At 31.5% G+C, this 16,931-nt stretch carries 14 protein-coding genes; 4 read left to right on the top strand and 10 right to left on the bottom strand.

Going from position 1 to position 16,931, the window contains the following annotated elements; all coding sequences use genetic code 11:
• From B2217_RS06810 to cysD, 4 genes are all read right to left on the bottom strand, one after another.
• Positions 1–1,659, bottom strand: a complete 1,659-nt coding sequence (locus tag B2217_RS06810) for a diflavin oxidoreductase (RefSeq protein WP_180904848.1) — start codon at positions 1,657–1,659, stop codon at positions 1–3.
• Entirely contained in the window at positions 1,649–2,461 is an 813-nt protein-coding gene (gene cobA, locus B2217_RS06805) for a uroporphyrinogen-III C-methyltransferase (RefSeq protein WP_180904849.1), read from the bottom strand. The genes B2217_RS06810 and cobA overlap by 11 nt, the downstream gene beginning before the upstream one ends.
• A gap of 197 nt (positions 2,462–2,658) precedes the next feature.
• A complete protein-coding gene (locus B2217_RS06800; protein ID WP_180904850.1) occupies positions 2,659–3,894 on the bottom strand; it encodes a sulfate adenylyltransferase subunit 1 in 1,236 nt (411 codons plus the stop codon).
• 51 nt (positions 3,895–3,945) lie between these two features.
• On the bottom strand, positions 3,946–4,854 hold the full coding sequence (cysD, locus tag B2217_RS06795; protein ID WP_180904851.1) for a sulfate adenylyltransferase subunit CysD: 909 nt from the start codon (positions 4,852–4,854) through the stop codon (positions 3,946–3,948).
• A 420-nt stretch (positions 4,855–5,274) separates the two neighbouring features.
• Here cysD and rlmD point away from each other — a divergent pair, with 420 nt between their 5' ends.
• Genes rlmD through B2217_RS06775 form a run of 4 tightly spaced genes read left to right on the top strand, consistent with a single transcriptional unit; the run spans position 5,275 to position 8,222 of the window.
• Complete coding sequence (gene rlmD / locus B2217_RS06790; protein WP_280045346.1) at positions 5,275–6,693, top strand: 23S rRNA (uracil(1939)-C(5))-methyltransferase RlmD; 1,419 nt, start codon at positions 5,275–5,277, stop codon at positions 6,691–6,693.
• Positions 6,694–6,709: 16 nt separating this feature from the next.
• Positions 6,710–7,327 carry a DUF6452 family protein gene (locus B2217_RS06785; RefSeq protein WP_180904853.1) on the top strand — a complete coding sequence of 206 codons (618 nt, stop codon included), beginning with the start codon at positions 6,710–6,712 and terminating at the stop codon, positions 7,325–7,327.
• On the top strand, positions 7,281–7,967 hold the full coding sequence (locus tag B2217_RS06780) for a DUF6048 family protein (protein ID WP_180904854.1): 687 nt from the start codon (positions 7,281–7,283) through the stop codon (positions 7,965–7,967). Before B2217_RS06785 ends, B2217_RS06780 begins: the two co-directional genes overlap by 47 nt.
• Positions 7,968–7,982: 15 nt before the next feature.
• Positions 7,983–8,222: a hypothetical protein gene (locus B2217_RS06775; protein WP_038332337.1), complete on the top strand. Its 240-nt coding sequence runs from the start codon at positions 7,983–7,985 to the stop codon at positions 8,220–8,222.
• Between the two features lie 46 nt (positions 8,223–8,268).
• Here B2217_RS06775 and B2217_RS06770 read toward each other — a convergent pair whose 3' ends face one another.
• From B2217_RS06770 to B2217_RS06745, 6 genes are all read right to left on the bottom strand, one after another.
• On the bottom strand, positions 8,269–10,047 hold the full coding sequence (locus tag B2217_RS06770) for a WG repeat-containing protein (RefSeq protein ID WP_180904855.1): 1,779 nt from the start codon (positions 10,045–10,047) through the stop codon (positions 8,269–8,271).
• An 86-nt stretch (positions 10,048–10,133) separates the two neighbouring features.
• A complete protein-coding gene (lon, locus tag B2217_RS06765) occupies positions 10,134–12,572 on the bottom strand; it encodes an endopeptidase La (RefSeq protein ID WP_180904856.1) in 2,439 nt (812 codons plus the stop codon).
• Positions 12,573–12,761: 189 nt separating this feature from the next.
• A complete protein-coding gene (locus tag B2217_RS06760; RefSeq protein WP_280045345.1) occupies positions 12,762–13,370 on the bottom strand; it encodes a hypothetical protein in 609 nt (202 codons plus the stop codon).
• A 54-nt stretch (positions 13,371–13,424) separates the two neighbouring features.
• On the bottom strand, positions 13,425–14,594 hold the full coding sequence (locus B2217_RS06755; protein ID WP_180904858.1) for a hypothetical protein: 1,170 nt from the start codon (positions 14,592–14,594) through the stop codon (positions 13,425–13,427).
• Positions 14,595–14,641: 47 nt separating this feature from the next.
• Positions 14,642–15,778, bottom strand: a complete 1,137-nt coding sequence (gene bshA, locus B2217_RS06750; RefSeq protein WP_180904859.1) for an N-acetyl-alpha-D-glucosaminyl L-malate synthase BshA — start codon at positions 15,776–15,778, stop codon at positions 14,642–14,644.
• A 23-nt stretch (positions 15,779–15,801) separates the two neighbouring features.
• Positions 15,802–16,887 carry a serine hydrolase domain-containing protein gene (locus B2217_RS06745; protein WP_291122222.1) on the bottom strand — a complete coding sequence of 362 codons (1,086 nt, stop codon included), beginning with the start codon at positions 16,885–16,887 and terminating at the stop codon, positions 15,802–15,804.
• Positions 16,888–16,931: the final 44 nt, after the last annotated feature.

The raw sequence follows: 16,931 nt of genomic DNA, 5'->3' as shown, positions 1-16,931 counted from the left end.
TTAGTAGACATCTTTTTGGTAGCGACCTTCTTCTTCTAATTGTTCTAGAAAATTTTTCGCTGAAACCTCATCTTGATTTGATTCTTTTGCAATTAATTCGATCAAAGCACTTTCTACATCTGTACTCATTCCGTCTTTTTGACCGCAGACATACAAATAAGCACCATCCTTTAACCAATTGTAAAGCTCTTTTCCTTGTTCTTTCACTCGATCTTGTACATAAATTTTATGTTTTTGATCTCTCGAAAAAGCTGTATCTAATTTGCTTAAAACTCCTGTCGAAAGCCATTCCTGAATTTCAGTTTGATAATAGAAATCCGAAACAAAATGTTGCTCACCAAAAAACAACCAGTTTTTACCTTCTGCACCAATCGCATCACGATGTGTCAAAAAACTACGAAAAGGTGCAATTCCTGTTCCCGGACCAATCATAATCACCGATTGATTTTCATCTGGAAGTTTGAAGTTTTTATTTTTATGAATGTAAAATTCTATGGATTTACCTTGCTCAAAATCTGCTAAAAACTGAGAACATAATCCAGTTTTTTGTAGATCTGAAACTAAAAAAGTATTCAGACTAACCGTTAAGTGAATTTCATTATCATGTGCTTCATTCGATGATGAAATCGAATATAAACGTGGTGCAATTGGATGCAAAAGATTTAAAATATCATCAAATTTTATTGTAGATTCAGACGAATAATATTTTATCAACAAATCAATTAAATCAATTTTAGTTTCGAGAATTTCTACATTCAAAATTGTTGCAAATTGATCGATTGATTTTTTAGAAAGTGCTCTAATATTTTTTTCTTCAAGTTCTTGAGCGCGATTTTCTTCATTGAGAAGCTTTGCAATCTCTAAAATTTCGGTTTGATTATTTTTTGGATAAACACCCAAAGCATCACCTGGTTCGTAATCGACTTGCTCATCAACTGCTATTTCGATATGATAGGTTTCTTTATTCGAACCTCTATCGTTCAAAATAACTTTATGCTTTACAATTCCTCCATACGATTTTTTTTGCGTAGAAGAACTTTGCAATTTTTGAGGTTGTACAACCATTGAACTTCCTTCTGATTGAATAGTTTTTAAAATATCCGCAAACCAATTTTCGGCAATTTCTTGATAATCTAAATCTACTTTTACCAAATCGAAAACGCGTTGTGCGCCTAGTTTTCCAAATAATTCATCGATTTCTTCTCCTGATTTACAGAAAAACGGATAAGACGTATCGCCCAGACCAAAAACAGCAAACTTTGTTTGATTCAATTTTAGGTCAGAATTGCTCAAATTATCATAGAATTTTTGCGCATTTTGAGGTAAATCTCCATCTCCTTGCGTACTAAAAATTAGAATTAAAAACTCTTCTTTTTCAATTTTTTCGAGTGGATATTGAAACGCATCAATTGCTTTGGCTTGAATTTTATTCTTCTTAAAAATTCCAAGCAATTGATTGGCTAATTTCTTCGCATTTCCTGTTTCAGTTCCATAGATTATTGTAGGTTTGATTGAGGTTAAAACCTTTTGTTCTTTCGGCTCATCTTGTGTCTGATTCGCAACTAATCCAGCCAAATAACCATTTGTCCAAATAATTTCGTCACGTGATAATTCTTTTACTAAACTTTTTACTAAGTTCAATTTTTCGTTAGCTAGCATAAGAAATTGTTGTTTTATGGTTATCAAAATATGAATTAGAAGTTGGCTGTTCATCAAACCAAGCGAATGATTGATGCAAATTGACAACATGACCTACGATAATTAAAGTTGGTACAAAATCGAAGGTCGGTAAATGGTTTTCTACAATATTTTCGAAAGTAAAAACTTGTGTTTTCTGATCTGGAGTTGTCGCTTGTTGAATAACTGCTAAACCTTTTTCGGTATCAATTCCATTCAAAATTAACTGATCGGCTAAAGTTTGTAAACGTTGTCCACTCATATAAAAAACCAATGTATCCGATGTTTTTGCCCAATCTTTCCATTGTTTATCTTCAATAGATTTCAAATCGCACAACGTCAACATGCGAACTCCTTTCGAATGATTGCGTGCTGTCAACGGAATTCCCGTGTAAGCGGCAGCACCAAAAGCAGCCGAAATACCTGGAATTATTTCGTACGGAACATGATTTTTTTTCAAGGTTTCTAATTCGTCCAAAATATTAGAGAAAAGCGAAGCGTCACCTCCTTTCAATCGAACCACTAATTTTCCTTGCATTGCAAACTCAATCATCAAATCGTTAATATCTTTTTGAGGCGTATGAATGCCTTTCGAACATTGTTTTCCGACATAAATAACCAACGCATCTTTCGACGCATATTCGTCTATTAACACTGGAGAAACTAAGCGGTCTGTCAAAATAACATCTGCTTTTTTGATATAATTTAACGTTTTGAGCGTCACCAATTCTGGATCTCCAGGACCAGCGCCAGCCAAAATTACTTTTCCTATTGTTGTTTGCATGTTTGTAATAAATTAGTTGATTGATAAGATTGAGTTGATATATTAAACCTTTGTGCTTTTAGATAATTTTATCAATGAAACCATTAATTCGAGTGGAATTTTGTATCGATAAAAAATTATGGAAAATAAAATTCATCTTAGTTCTCGATACAATTTTTATACATTTCATTTCTAAAAATCACTCGAACTGACGAATTTTAATCAATAAACATCAAAGCAGCGACTGTATTTTTCGTTGTTTCGTCAATCAAAATGGCATTTCCTGTATGAATATTTTCTTTAAAAGAATCGAAAAATAAAGGTTGATTTGTTTTCAAAACCACTTGTCCAATATCATTTAACTTGATTTCTTCAGATGGAATAAATTCCCAATTATTAATATCCCATTGTTGATCGATTGCTTTGATTTTTGCACGAACCGAATGAAAACGATGCTGCAAAACGTACGTTTTTCCTTGTTGCAATGCATTATTGTCTAACCAACAAATCCAAGCCTTTGGTTCGTTTGTCGTTTGCGGTTCTTCGGAAGTTTTTACAATTGAGTCTCCTCTACTGATATCTATATTATTTTCGAGATGAATCACAACATTTTCTCCTGCTTCAGCATGTTGTACTTCTTCCAAATGACGTTCTATTTTAACAATTTTTGATTCGATATTTGATGGATAAACTTTAATAGAATCCCCAACTTTATAAACTCCACTCAAAATTTGTCCCGCATAACCTCTATAATCGTGATGTTCTTCATCTTTTGGGCGAATTACCCATTGAACCTGAAAACGCGCTGCTAAATTTTTATCTGTTTCAATCGAAACTGTTTCCAATTGATGCAATAATGTTTCACCATTATACCAAGGCGTTTTCGCAGATTTTTCGACAATATTATCGCCAACCAAAGCAGAAACTGGAATAAAAGTTACTTCATCATAATTCAATTGATCTTGAATTTGTTGAAAATCATTTTTTATCTTTTCGAAAATATCTTGCGAATAATCAACCAAATCAATTTTGTTAATCGCGATAATTGCTTTTTTAATTCCCATTAACGAACCAATGCTTGCATGACGTTTTGTTTGAGAAGTGATTCCTTTTCGTGCATCAACCAGAATAATAATCAACTCTGAATTTGAAGCACCTGTAATCATATTTCGTGTATATTGCTCATGTCCAGGCGCATCAGCAATAATAAATTTTCGTTTTGCAGTCGAAAAATATTTATACGCTACGTCTATTGTAATTCCTTGTTCGCGCTCGGCACGTAAACCATCTGTAATCAAAGACAAATCAATTTCGTCGTCTTCATTTGATTTACGTTTTTCTAAAACACCCAATTGATCGGTGTGAATACTATTCGAATCGTAAAGTAAACGCCCTATTAAAGTACTTTTACCATCGTCTACGTTTCCTGCTGTTATAAATTTTAATGTATTCATTTTACTTAATTCCTATAGATATTATAGAGTTTTGTTTAAAAAAATTTTGACTTAGAAATAACCTTGTTTTTTACGGTCTTCCATCGCTGATTCTGACAATTGATCATCCAAACGAGTTTGTCCTCTTTCGCTAATTCTTGTGTTAATAATATCAGTAATGATATCGTCAATCGTAGAAGAATCCGAAGGTACAGCCGCTGTACACGTCATATCACCAACCGTTCTGTAACGTACTTTTTCTATCACAACTTTATCATCTGCATTTGGCTGAATAAAATCTGAAGTCGCAATTAATTTATCATTGTAAACAATACATTCGCGTTCATGAGCAAAGTATAAATTTGGTAATTCGATGTTATTTTGTTTGATGTAATTCCAAACATCTAATTCTGTCCAATTGCTAATCGGAAAAACACGTACATTATGTCCTTTTTCAATTCTTCCATTCAAAATATTCCACAATTCTGGACGCTGAAGTTTCGGATCCCATTGACCAAAATCATCACGAACCGAGAAAATACGTTCTTTTGCACGTGCTTTTTCTTCATCACGACGCGCTCCTCCAATACATGCATCAAACTCATTTTCTTCGATTACATCTAACAACGCATACGTTTGCAAGGCATTACGAGAAGGAAAACGACCAGCAGTTTCTTTCAGATTATACTTTTTTATAGCATCTTCTACAGAGGCAACAATCAATTTTTCGCCAATTTTATCGACCAAATAATCTCTAAATTTTATCGCTTCAGGAAAATTGTGTCCTGTATCTACATGCACCAAAGGAAAAGGAAATTTCCCTGGACGAAAGGCTTTCAAAGCTAAATGAATCAAAACAATCGAATCTTTTCCTCCTGAAAATAACAATGCTGGACGCTCAAATTGAGCAGCTGTTTCTCTCAAAATGTAGATTGCTTCGTCTTCTAGCTGATTTAAATAATTTTTTTCTTGACTTGACATTCTTTCTAACTTTCTAACTTATTTTTTGACAATAAAAAACTCCTCAAAATTTTGGAGGAGTTCATGAATTATTATTTTCGTAATTAATACATCACAACATATTCCTCCTCTTGTAAAGAGCGACACATATACATTGACATATTAAATACTAAATTTTTCATTTTTTCTTGTTTCATTTCTGATTTCAAAATTATATTATTTTTCTAAATAAACATAATTAATAGAATAATTTAAATAACAAACCTATTTTTTACACTATTTTATGAAAATTATTCTAAATAAATTTATCAAACAAAATAATAATCTATAAAACCGATAGATTTTATATTGTAAAAATAAAAATATTATTTAAAATACAAAGATTGATTCCAAAAAAAGATAAAAAATTGAATATTTCGACGACTTCCTTACCTTTGCAAAATGTCAAGAAAAGCGAAACAAAAAATCATATTAAATAATATAGAAGTTTTACGTGCTGGTGCAAAAGGTGTATCAGTTGGTAAAACAGAGGAAGGAAAAACGGTTCTGATAAAAGGTGCGATTCCAGGAGACGTTGTAGATGTACACGTTTTGAAGAAAAAAAGCAGCTATTTAGAGGGACAAGCAATCGAAATTCACGCAAAATCTCCTTATCGCGTTCAGCCAGAATGTGAGCATTTTGGTGTTTGCGGTGGTTGTAAATGGCAAGATATGAGCTATGATGCGCAACTTAAATTTAAACACGACGAAGTGGTTAACAATTTGGTTCGTATTGGAGGTTTCAAAGATTTAGATGCTGAAATTGTTCCAATTTTAGGTTCTAAAGAACAATATTTTTACCGTAATAAATTAGAATTTACTTTTTCTAATGCACGTTGGTTAACGTTAGAAGAAATTCAGTCTGGGAAAGAATTTGACGACCGTGACGTAGTTGGATTCCATATTCCTGGTGCTTGGTCTAAAGTTTTGGATGTTACAAAATGTCACTTACAACGTGATCCTTCGAATGCGATTCGTGTTGAAGCAAAACGTTTTGCATTAGAACATAACTTAGATTTCTTCGATTTAAAAAATCAAGAAGGTTTATTAAGAACATTAATGATTCGTACTTCTCAGAATGGACAAGTAATGGTTTTAGTTCAATTTTTCCGTGAAGAAAAAGAAAATCGTGAAGCTTTCTTACAAAACTTGAAAGATAAATTCCCTGAAATCACCTCTTTATTGTATGCAATTAATCCGAAACAAAACGATTCTGTTTATGATTTAGATATCGAAGTTTTTGCTGGAGAAGATCATATTATGGAAAAGATGGAAGATTTGAATTTCAAAATTGGTCCAAAATCTTTTTATCAAACCAATCCAGAACAAGCTTACGAATTATATAAATTAACACGTGATTTTGCAGATTTAACTGGAGATGAATTAGTGTACGATTTATATACAGGAACTGGAACAATTGCGCAATTCGTTTCGAAAAAAGCTAAAAAAGTAGTTGGTGTAGAATCTGTTCAAGAAGCGATTGATGCAGCAAAAGCGGCAGCAAAATTCAATGGAATTGATAATTGCGATTTCTATTGTGGTGATATGAAAGATGTATTGAATCAAGATTTTATCAACGAACACGGAATTCCAGATGTAATTATTACTGATCCTCCACGTGATGGAATGCATAAAAAAGTGGTTGAAAATATTTTGTTCATGAATCCAAAACGTGTTGTTTACGTTTCGTGTAACTCTGCTACACAAGCGCGCGATTTAGAATTGATGAAAGATCAATATAAAATTGTTAAAGTTCAGCCAGTTGATATGTTTCCGCAAACACATCATGTAGAAAATATTGTACTTTTAGAGCGAATTTAAAATTCAATCAAAAAAAATGAAAAATATTCAACGTTTTCTGGCTTATTCAATTTTCGCTTCTATAATTTCTTTAGCATTTTATAGTTGCGAAGACGATGATATTTGTACTGACGAAGGTGATGTTCCTCGCATGGTTGCTGATATGTATTATGATGGAACAAATGTTCCTTTAGAAGATTCGATTTATTATTGGGCGTATGTTTATAATGATTCGATTACAAAAGGAATTAGAGAAGCTACAGGAACGAGTAAAGATACTGTCTTAATCGAAAAAAATTCTGCTTTAGGAAAAACGAGTTTCGGAATTGCTTTGCGTAATAATTCAAAAAAAGAAATTTATTATACTATAGCGCAAGGTCCAGATATAGATGTAAAAGATTCTATAACGGGTAAAGTCATCAGAACAATCCCTGCAAAACGTGATCGATTGATTTTAAAATACGATACACTTGGAAATGGCTATACTTCTAAAGCTTGTGGTTTTGGATTAACTTTTAAAGGAGTTGATGTAAAATTGGTGACGAAAACTGCAAATGGAGCTGGAAATTGGATAAAGAAAATAGAAACTGTAAATACTGAAATTAAAGATGGTTCGACAACTGTTATTAAGCTTTTTGCTAACGAGCGCAATTAGTTTTGCATTTGGTCAAGAAAATAAAACTGATTCGACAAAAGTTTCCGTTACAGATTCTATTCCAAAGAAAAAACACCATGATATTTTTATCGGTGTAGATGTTTTCAATCCGATTGTTTCTGCTTTCAACGATAAAAAAGGTGTTAGCGCTTATGCTTCTTATCAAATCAATAATAAGTGGCATGCTGTTATAGAAGCTGGTTTCGAGAAAAATAAGTTTAATGAAATCAATTGGAATGTTGATGTTGACGGCGTTTTTGCAAAACTTGGTGCAAACTGGTTTATAACGCAAGATGTAGAAAATCAATCGAACGGAATTTACATTGGTGGACGAATTGCGTATTCTAAATATTCGCAAACCATCAATAGTTATCCGATTAGAGATTTACAATCGAATGAGATTACAGGAACAGGAAGTTTGCCAAAAGCGAATGTAAGCAGTTATTGGATAGAAGCTGTGGTTGGTGGACGTGTAGAGATTTTCAAAAATTTTTATGGTGAATTAGCTTTGCATCCTGCAGCTTATATTGGTGGTAAAAAAGATCAAGGAATTGATCCTTTGGTTATTCCAGGTTACGGAAAATACAGCGGTCCTTTTAATATGCCCGTTTTTTGGGGAATTGCTTATAAAATAAAGTAAGATTAAAACTTTGTTATGAATCAAATTAGAATAACAAAAGATAACATTTCTCTTTTTCCAAAATATGAAAAGTTACTTCATGATAACAAAATAAAATTCGATTCTTTAGGTCGATTAAGATATTTACATGGAGCACCTATTGGAGATTTGATTCAAATCAAAATAGATCAAAATGGAAAACCAATTTTTCAAGAAATAAGTGATGAATGGTTTGATCCAGAAAGTGAAAAAGCTAAAAACTTTATTTGGTTATAGATTTATATACAAAAAAAAAAGGAACTCAATTAGAGTTCCTTTTTGGCTAATACAATCCAAACTTATCCCATTCTTCTTGAGATAAATTCGTTTTAATTATATTATTTTTCAGATCAATTAACATTCTCTCTCCTTTTTTTATAACAGCTATAGTAATTGGTTTATTCTCATAATTAAAATAAAAATCACTCCAATTAAATTTCAATTCATCATATTCAAATGGAATTAACTGATTATTCGACTTATCTACAGCTCCAAATTTATTTTGTTTACTAACAAAAAAATAACCGTTTGCATAACTAAAATCTTTGTAAATACAAGGTATTGAAACCTCTCCTTCTCGAGTTATCAAACCAGATAAACCATTTTTAGTAACAATATGTTCTTCAGGTCCATATTCTACCCAATTAGAAATAGAAGAATATTCTATTGGAACAATTATTTTTTGATTAATATCTATAATTCCAAATTTCTTATTTTTTTTAACGATAAAATTATTTTGTCTATTATAGACAGCTTCTATTGCTCCATAAATTGGTGGAATTTTAGTAATTCCCAAAGTATCAACAACTCCAAATAATTTATTCTTTTTTAAAATAATAAATCCCTCATCAGTTGAATGATAGTAATTTGTAAACTCAGTATTTGAAAGTGTTTTTTGAATAATATTGAACAAATAAATCTTTTTATTCTTTTTTATCACAGCAATTTTATTTTCATTTACTAAAAAAACGTCTTCGTTTTCTATTTTCACCAATTCTCGTCCATCAGAAGTTAATATTCCTTTTTTCTTATTAAAGTCTTCAACTTCAAACAATAAAATATATTGATCATTTTCTACAACAGCTTCTCGAAAATTTATACTTTTCAACCATTTGTCACCAGAAATTGAAATTAAATCTTTAGAAAGTAATTTTAATTTACCTTCCTTTTTGATAACATAAGTTTCTAATTTATTTCCATAAAATCCATCATTTGAAATTGAATCATAAATAATATCTAAAACAATTTGTCCTTTAGAATTTATAATTCCATATTTAGATTTATCTTCAACTATTGCTAAACCTTTTTGATTGAAAATTAAAATATTATCATATTTCCCAAACTCTAATACTTCTTTTAAATTCTTATCTAAAAATCCAATTTTACCATTCTTCGACAATTTCATAGAACCATCTATAAAATATGTAGTTCCATTTCCAAAACTATTCTTAGGTTTCACAATAACCTCCTCTGCATGATTATCAAATATATAATCAGTTAATTGTTTTCCTTCATTATTAAAAATTGCCCATTTTTCCTTATTCTTTACAAATAAAATACTATCATTCATAGATTGATCAACAGAATTATAAATAGATGACACAATTTCTTTTCCTGTTTTGTCTACAAATCCATATTTTCCATTTTTTATAATTACTGCTAATCCTGATTTGTAAAAATAATTTAATCGATCATAAATAAATGGAATTACAACCTCTCCTTTTCTATTTATTGCACCAAACTTATCTTTAATTTGAGCAATTGCTAAACCATTATCAGAAAAAACACTTAGATCATTGTAAATAAAAGGAATTAAAATATTATCATTAATATCAATATAACCTTCTTTATCATCTTTCTTAGCAAGAATCATATTTTCTTGATCTAGAGGATTCATAAATTTATATTTACCAAGTGGAATTTTTATTTCTTTTGTTCTATTATCAACATAACCCCAATAATCATTTTCAGAAATTCTTGAATAAATCTCCGTTTTATTTTGTACTTGAGACAAACAAAGTTCAGATAAGAATATTAAGATAAATAATAAAGCTACACGCATATTCGAAGTATTAATTCTTTGATTAATATACAAAAAAAAAGGAACTCTAATTGAGTTCCTTTTTTTTGTTTTGAGAAGATTTCACATTAATCCAAAACCTTTGCTCCTTTTACTTTCTGATTTGTTAAAGCGATTTCCAAAACTTCTTTCATTTCTTTTACAAAATGGAAAGTCATTCCTTTTACATATTCTGCTTTAATTTCTTCGATATCTTTTCGGTTGTCTTCGCATAAAATAATTTCTTTGATATTTGCACGTTTCGCCGCCAAAATTTTCTCTTTAATTCCACCAACTGGTAAAACTTTTCCACGAAGTGTGATTTCTCCTGTCATTGCCAATTTTGCTTTCACTTTTCGTTGTGTAAAAGACGAAACCAAAGACGTCAACATTGTAATTCCGGCAGATGGTCCATCTTTTGGCGTTGCTCCTTCTGGCACGTGAATATGGACTTTATAATTCTCGAACACTTCTGGTTTGATACCTAATTCATCCGCATGCGCTTTGATATATTCTAACGCAATTGTCGCAGATTCTTTCATCACAGTTCCAAGGTTTCCTGTAATCGAAAGCCCTCCATTTTTCGCTTTCGATAAAATAGATTCGATAAACAAAATATCTCCTCCAACACTTGTCCAAGCTAAACCAACCACAACACCCGGAACTTCGTTGTTCTCGTATTGGTCTGGCGTAATAGAAGGGCCTAAGATTTTCGAAATATCTTCAATTGAATATTTAGCATTAAATTCTTCTTCCAACGCAATATGTTTTGCAGCCGAACGAACTAATTTCGCAACTTTTTGATTCAATTTACGAACTCCAGATTCGCGTGTATAACCCGTAATCAAATATTCGATTTCTTTTTTACCTAACACAACATCTTTCTCTTTCAAGCCATGTTCTGTTAATTGTTTTGGTAAAAGGTGACGTTTTACGATTTCAGATTTTTCCTCGATTGTATAACCTGCAATATTAATCATCTCCATACGATCGCGTAACGGACTTGGAATATCTCCAATATTATTGGCAGTCGCAATGAAAAATACTTTCGATAAATCGTAGCCAATTTCTAAGAAATTGTCATAAAAAGTTGAGTTTTGCTCTGGATCTAAAACCTCTAACATTGCTGATGAAGGATCTCCATGCGCACTCGCTGTCATTTTATCAATCTCATCTAAAACAAAAACTGGATTAGACGATTCAGATTTTTTAATTGACTGTAAAATTCGTCCTGGCATCGCTCCTATATAGGTTTTACGGTGACCGCGAATCTCTGATTCATCATGTAAACCACCCAACGACATACGTACATATTTGCGTCCAATCGCTTCTGAAATAGATTTCCCTAACGATGTTTTACCAACACCCGGAGGTCCATATAAACAAAGAATTGGCGAACGCATATCTCCTTTCAATTTCAAGACTGCAAGATGCTCCAAAATACGTTCTTTTACATCTTCTAAACCATAATGATCATGATCTAAAATTTTCTTTGCATGCTTGATATCAAAGTTATCTTTCGTTAAGGTATTCCAAGGTAAATCCAACATAAATTCAAGGTAATTGCGCTGAATATTATGTTCTGGCATTTGCGGATTTAGACGAGAAAGACGATTAATTTCTTTATCAAAATGATTCGCTACTTCTTCGCTCCAACTTTTCGTTAAAGCACGTTTGCGCATTTCATTGATTTCTTCTTCTGTCGAATTTCCTCCTAACTCCTCTTGAATCGATTTGATTTGTTGATTTAAGAAATATTCTTTTTGTTGTTGATCTAATTCTTTGCGAACTTTATTCTGAATTGTATTCTTCAACTCCAGTTTCTGAAGCTCAACATTCATAAAACGCATCACTTCCATTGCACGAAGTTTCATATCAGAAATCTCTAACAACAACTGTTTTTCATCTAAACTTAACGTCAAATTAGACGCGACAAAGTTGATTAAAAACGTATTACTTTCAATACTTTTTATAGCTCCTGCAGCTTCCGAAGGCAACATTGGATTTTCTTCTACAATCTGAAAAGCTAAATCGCGAATTGATTCAATAATAATTGGATATTCTTTGTTGCGTGAAGTTGGAACTTTTTCTGTCAAAATTTCTACTTCTGCCTTGAAATAAGGATCATCTGAAACAAATTCTTTGACTTTGAAGCGCTTCATCCCTTGCAAAATCACCGTAATGTTTCCATCTGGCAACTTTATCATTCGCATGATTTTAGCAACTGTACCAACTGTATACAAATCGTCTTGTGTAGGATCTTCCACAGCAATTTCTTTCTGCGAAAGCACTCCAATAATGCGATCTTCTTTGTAAGCTTGTGTTAAAAGTTGTATAGATTTATCTCTACCCGCGGTAATTGGCGCAACCACACCCGGAAATAAGACAGTGTTTCTTAACGATAAAATAGGCAATACCGAAGAAATATCTTGCTTATTTAGCTTACTTTCTTCGTCTTTACTCATCAAAGGAATTAATTCGATTTCTTCTTCCATTACTTGTGCTAATGACAAATTGTCTATGTTCATAATTTTTTTGTACGTTCAAAGTGTCAGTAAAACTATTTTTAACTGACGAAAGCTTTTCATAATTTCAAAAAAACTACGATATAGTTCTTGTTTGAAGCGTTTAGAAAAGCGAGTATTAATAAGACAAACGTTGTGCCAATAAAATATATTGTCAGTTTTTCAATAAAGGTTTATAATGAGGATAAATAATTATTTTGCTTCTAAATCTTTTATCAAGATGGTTTGATCTTTAATTATAAAACAATCTGTAAGGAATTGATGCATTGATTTTGCATGAAAATTCATCATTCCAAAATCTTCAGAAATCAAGATTTCAGTCAATTCTTCGAGCGATAATTGGTTCAAATTTTCGTAATCTGTTTCTTCTTCAACTTCTTCGAGAAATGAGTTTAACGTATCATGCGTAATATATAAATCGTGATCGATGCAACCAATCCAACCTTTTTTATCGCCTTGTAAAACCTCAACAAATTCATTTCCTCCAGGATCTGTTCCAATTTTGAAAAATATCGATTCGAAAATAGTATAAGCTTGCGCTTCTATCAAATCATAATAACCTGAATCAGAATTCAAGCCATATAAACCACCAAACATTTGCCAAGGTTCTTCGCCAGTATAATTTATAGTAAAATTGTTATAATCGGCATCAAAAAAGAGTAAATCATTAAATCCATTTTGCTCCAATAAAAAAGTCGCATATTCATCAGAAAAATTATACTTCTTTTGCAATGATAAAACTTCTTCTTTTGTAGGTTTTGAAAATCCAAATGGATTAGGAAAAGTGACTTTTTGTAACATAGATTGAGTTAGTTTGAAAGTATAAAAATAGAAAATTAACCGATTTTTATTCTTTTAACTATTAATCTCATATTCTTTTAATAATTTAAAATAGATATCAAATTCTTGTTGTTTACCACTAATTACACCATCAACATAATTATTTATAAGATAATAAGAGAAACCTTTTTCACCGTATACATCTGTTATAAACGTACCTGAAAAAGGTTTACCATCTTTATAAATCCCTCTCGATAATTCTATATTATCACGATTTTTAACGATAAGTTCGTCAATATAAATCCCTTCCTTTAGCGTAGCTGTTTTTAAAAATACTCCATCTTTATAATCAACAAAAACCCCATCATAAGGTCTTTCATTTTTATAAATTAATTTCTGAATTAAATTTCCATCCATATCATAATTTTCTATAGTAACGAAAGTTTTCGCATATGATTTTCTTTTAATCTCATACGATTTTGCAAATCCGTTTTTTAAATAATATGTAAAATACACATTAGTTGTATAACCTTTTCGATCTATAGATTCTTCAGGAACTAATACACCATTTTCATCCCAATACGTAGTCGAAATATCAAATAAAGCATCTGATTTCCTACTGTATTTAACCTCTTTAGCTTTATTCCCATTTTCCCAGAAAATAATTTGAGAAAAGTTATGAAGTGTACGAAATTCTGGATTTGAGGAACCTCCAATCATAATTGGTCCATTTTTAATAATCTCAGGAGTTAAATAAAAATCTGATGGAATTCTGATAAAATTACCTTCTAATTTTTTATTTTCGATTATCCCTGAAGTAACTATTTTTTCATCCTTAAAAATCTCAATTTTTGAAATTTCTCCTGCATCATTATATAAAACTTTTTGCCATAGCTTTCCTTGATTATTATAATAAATTAGTTCTTTAGTTTTAGAATTATTGATAAAACTTGTCACCCTTTTATCTAATCCATCCATTCTATAATAAAAAACATCTCCTACAAAACTTGAATCATCATCCTTATTAAGGATATAACCCTGCATTTGTAAGTTTCCGTTTTTATAATAATCTCTTACTAAATAAACATTTCCACTTTTTTTAAATGGTAATGGTCTAAAATAAGAACTATTATTTTTTGTAGTTTTTTTCCAATCTTGATCATAATAAATAGTGTCTTGCGCAGAAAGAAATTTCGTTAGAAATATGAATAGTATGAATAGTTTAAATTGTATATTATTCTTCATAAATGCAGTTTTAATAAAAGAATAAATCTAATAAAAAAAATCGGGATTTACCCGATTTTAGATTTTGCGATGACTTTGCGATAAAGTTCTTCATATTGCGGAAGAATATTCGTTTTATCAAATCGTATTGCTTGTTCTTTTGCTTGATGACTAAACTCTGCCAAACGCTTATCGTCTTCTAAGATATAGATTGCCTTTTCTGCCATCATTTCGATATCTCCTACAGGGCAAACAAAACCAGTAAGTCCATCAATATTTACTTCTGGAATTCCGCCTGCATTCGACGAAATAACCGGAACACTTGCTGCCATAGCTTCAAGCGCTGCCAAACCAAAACTTTCTTGTTCGGATGGTAAAAGGAATAAATCTGCGGCTTTCAAAACATCATTCAAGTCACTTACCATTCCAAGACTTTTTACTTTATCTTGAATCCCAAAATCTTGAATCATTTGATCCGCCATATCCCATTCAGGTCCTTCCCCAGCAATAATCAACTTCGATGGAATTTGTTTCTGAATCAAATTAAACGTTCCAATTACATCTTCAATACGTTTTACCTTTCTCAAATTCGAAGTATGCAAAATCACTTTCTCTTTTGGTTGCGCAAAATTATCACGACAACACACACATTTCTCTGGTAAATATTGATCATTATCAATAAAATTTGGCACAACTTCTATCTCATTTGTAATGTCAAATGCACATAAAGTATCTTGTTTCAAACTTTCGGAAACCGATGTTACGGCATCCGATTCGTTAATCGAAAATTCAACAGCCGTTTTATACACAGGATGTTTACCAACCAATGTAATATCCGTTCCGTGTAAGGTTGTTACAATTGGTAATTTATAGCCTTTTCGCGCCAACATTTGCTTCGTAAAATACGCTGCATACGCATGCGGAATCGCATAATGTACATGAACCAAATCTAATTCGTAATGCAAAACTTTATCATACAAAATTGTACTCAACGCCAAATCATATGGCTGATATTGGAACAATGGATACGTTTCGACATGAATTCGATGAAAGTATATATTTGGTAATTTGATGTTTAATCTCGCAGGAACATTTGTGCTAAAAAAATGTACTTCATGACCTTTTTCCGCTAAATCCATTCCCAGTTCTGTTGCCACAATTCCACTTCCTCCATAGGTTGGATAGCATACAATTCCTATTTTCATTCGCTATTTTTATTTAGACAAATTTAAGGTAAAATTGCTTCATAAATTACCTGTCGAATATTTTCTCGCACTTTTTTAATGGAAAGATAATTTGGCTCGACAGTTTCATTGACACGATTCGAAAGAAATATATACACAATATTATACTGAGGATCAGCCCAAACCACAGTTCCTGTAAAACCTGTATGACCAAAACTTTCGACTGATGGACCAACTTTAGAAATATGTTGCATTTTATCAAAACCNNCAGCTCCACGGTGATTCCCATGAAATTGTTGTTTGGTGAATTCCGCCACAGTTTCTGGCTTCAAATAAACCTCATCACCATATTCGCCTCCATTCAAATACATTTGCATCAATTTTGCTAAATCAATCGAGTTGGAAAATAAACCAGCATGACCAGCAATTCCGCCCATCATTGCAGCTCCTTGATCGTGTACAAAACCATGAACGAGTTGATTTCTGTAGGTTTTGTCATATTCGGTTGGAATAATATCTTCTAAACTAAATTTTTCCTTTGGATTGAATGTTGTGCGATACATTCCCAATGATTGATAAAATTTCTCTTGTGTCAATTGATTCAGATTTTTCCCAAAATCTTTTTCTAATTTTTTCTTGAAAATATAATAGCCTAAATCTGAATATTCATATGATTTACGACCTAAAGATGATTTATAAATATCTTCGTAAATCGTATCTTTTATAGAATTGATAATATAAATGTTATCTGTAACTTTTATTTGATGTTCTTCGTCTTGCTTTCTCGAATAGAAATCTAAATATAATCGTGCATTTTTTACATTGACAGTTTCGTTGTAAAAACCAATCCAAGGTTTAAGACCAGCCTGGTGCGCTAATACTTCACGAATTTTTAAAGAAGATTTGTTCGAATTCTTCGCATCATTATCAATTTCTCCAATTGTTTGATCGAGGTTTAATTTTCCTTCGTTTACCTCCAACATCAACAAAGGCAACGTCGCCGTCACCTTTGTTACCGAAGCGACATCATATAAATCTGTCCACTTCACTTTTTTTGAAGAATTTTTATCTTGTGTTCCGAAACTTTTATCATAAACGATTTTTCCATCTTTTGCGACTAGAATTTGCATTCCAGGCGTGTAATGATTTGCAATTGCTTCTTCGGCAAGTTTAT

This window comes from Empedobacter sp. UBA7620 (assembly GCF_002484185.1).
GTDB classification, from domain to species: domain Bacteria; phylum Bacteroidota; class Bacteroidia; order Flavobacteriales; family Weeksellaceae; genus Empedobacter; species Empedobacter falsenii_C.
Note: the sequence above shows the minus strand (reverse complement) of the source record. Positions and strands in the feature narration are given on the sequence as shown.

What these genes read in the sequence shown, in the direction of transcription:
- B2217_RS06810 (WP_180904848.1), bottom strand. Translation starts at nt 1,659, where the DNA reads ATGCTAGCTAACGAAAAATTGAACTTAGTAAAAAGTTTAGTAAAAGAA.
- cobA (WP_180904849.1), bottom strand. Translation starts at nt 2,461, where the DNA reads ATGCAAACAACAATAGGAAAAGTAATTTTGGCTGGCGCTGGTCCTGGA.
- B2217_RS06800 (WP_180904850.1), bottom strand. Translation starts at nt 3,894, where the DNA reads ATGAATACATTAAAATTTATAACAGCAGGAAACGTAGACGATGGTAAA.
- cysD (WP_180904851.1), bottom strand. Translation starts at nt 4,854, where the DNA reads ATGTCAAGTCAAGAAAAAAATTATTTAAATCAGCTAGAAGACGAAGCA.
- rlmD (WP_280045346.1), top strand. Translation starts at nt 5,275, where the DNA reads ATGTCAAGAAAAGCGAAACAAAAAATCATATTAAATAATATAGAAGTT.
- B2217_RS06785 (WP_180904853.1), top strand. Translation starts at nt 6,710, where the DNA reads ATGAAAAATATTCAACGTTTTCTGGCTTATTCAATTTTCGCTTCTATA.
- B2217_RS06780 (WP_180904854.1), top strand. Translation starts at nt 7,281, where the DNA reads ATGGTTCGACAACTGTTATTAAGCTTTTTGCTAACGAGCGCAATTAGT.
- B2217_RS06775 (WP_038332337.1), top strand. Translation starts at nt 7,983, where the DNA reads ATGAATCAAATTAGAATAACAAAAGATAACATTTCTCTTTTTCCAAAA.
- B2217_RS06770 (WP_180904855.1), bottom strand. Translation starts at nt 10,047, where the DNA reads ATGCGTGTAGCTTTATTATTTATCTTAATATTCTTATCTGAACTTTGT.
- lon (WP_180904856.1), bottom strand. Translation starts at nt 12,572, where the DNA reads ATGAACATAGACAATTTGTCATTAGCACAAGTAATGGAAGAAGAAATC.
- B2217_RS06760 (WP_280045345.1), bottom strand. Translation starts at nt 13,370, where the DNA reads ATGTTACAAAAAGTCACTTTTCCTAATCCATTTGGATTTTCAAAACCT.
- B2217_RS06755 (WP_180904858.1), bottom strand. Translation starts at nt 14,594, where the DNA reads ATGAAGAATAATATACAATTTAAACTATTCATACTATTCATATTTCTA.
- bshA (WP_180904859.1), bottom strand. Translation starts at nt 15,778, where the DNA reads ATGAAAATAGGAATTGTATGCTATCCAACCTATGGAGGAAGTGGAATT.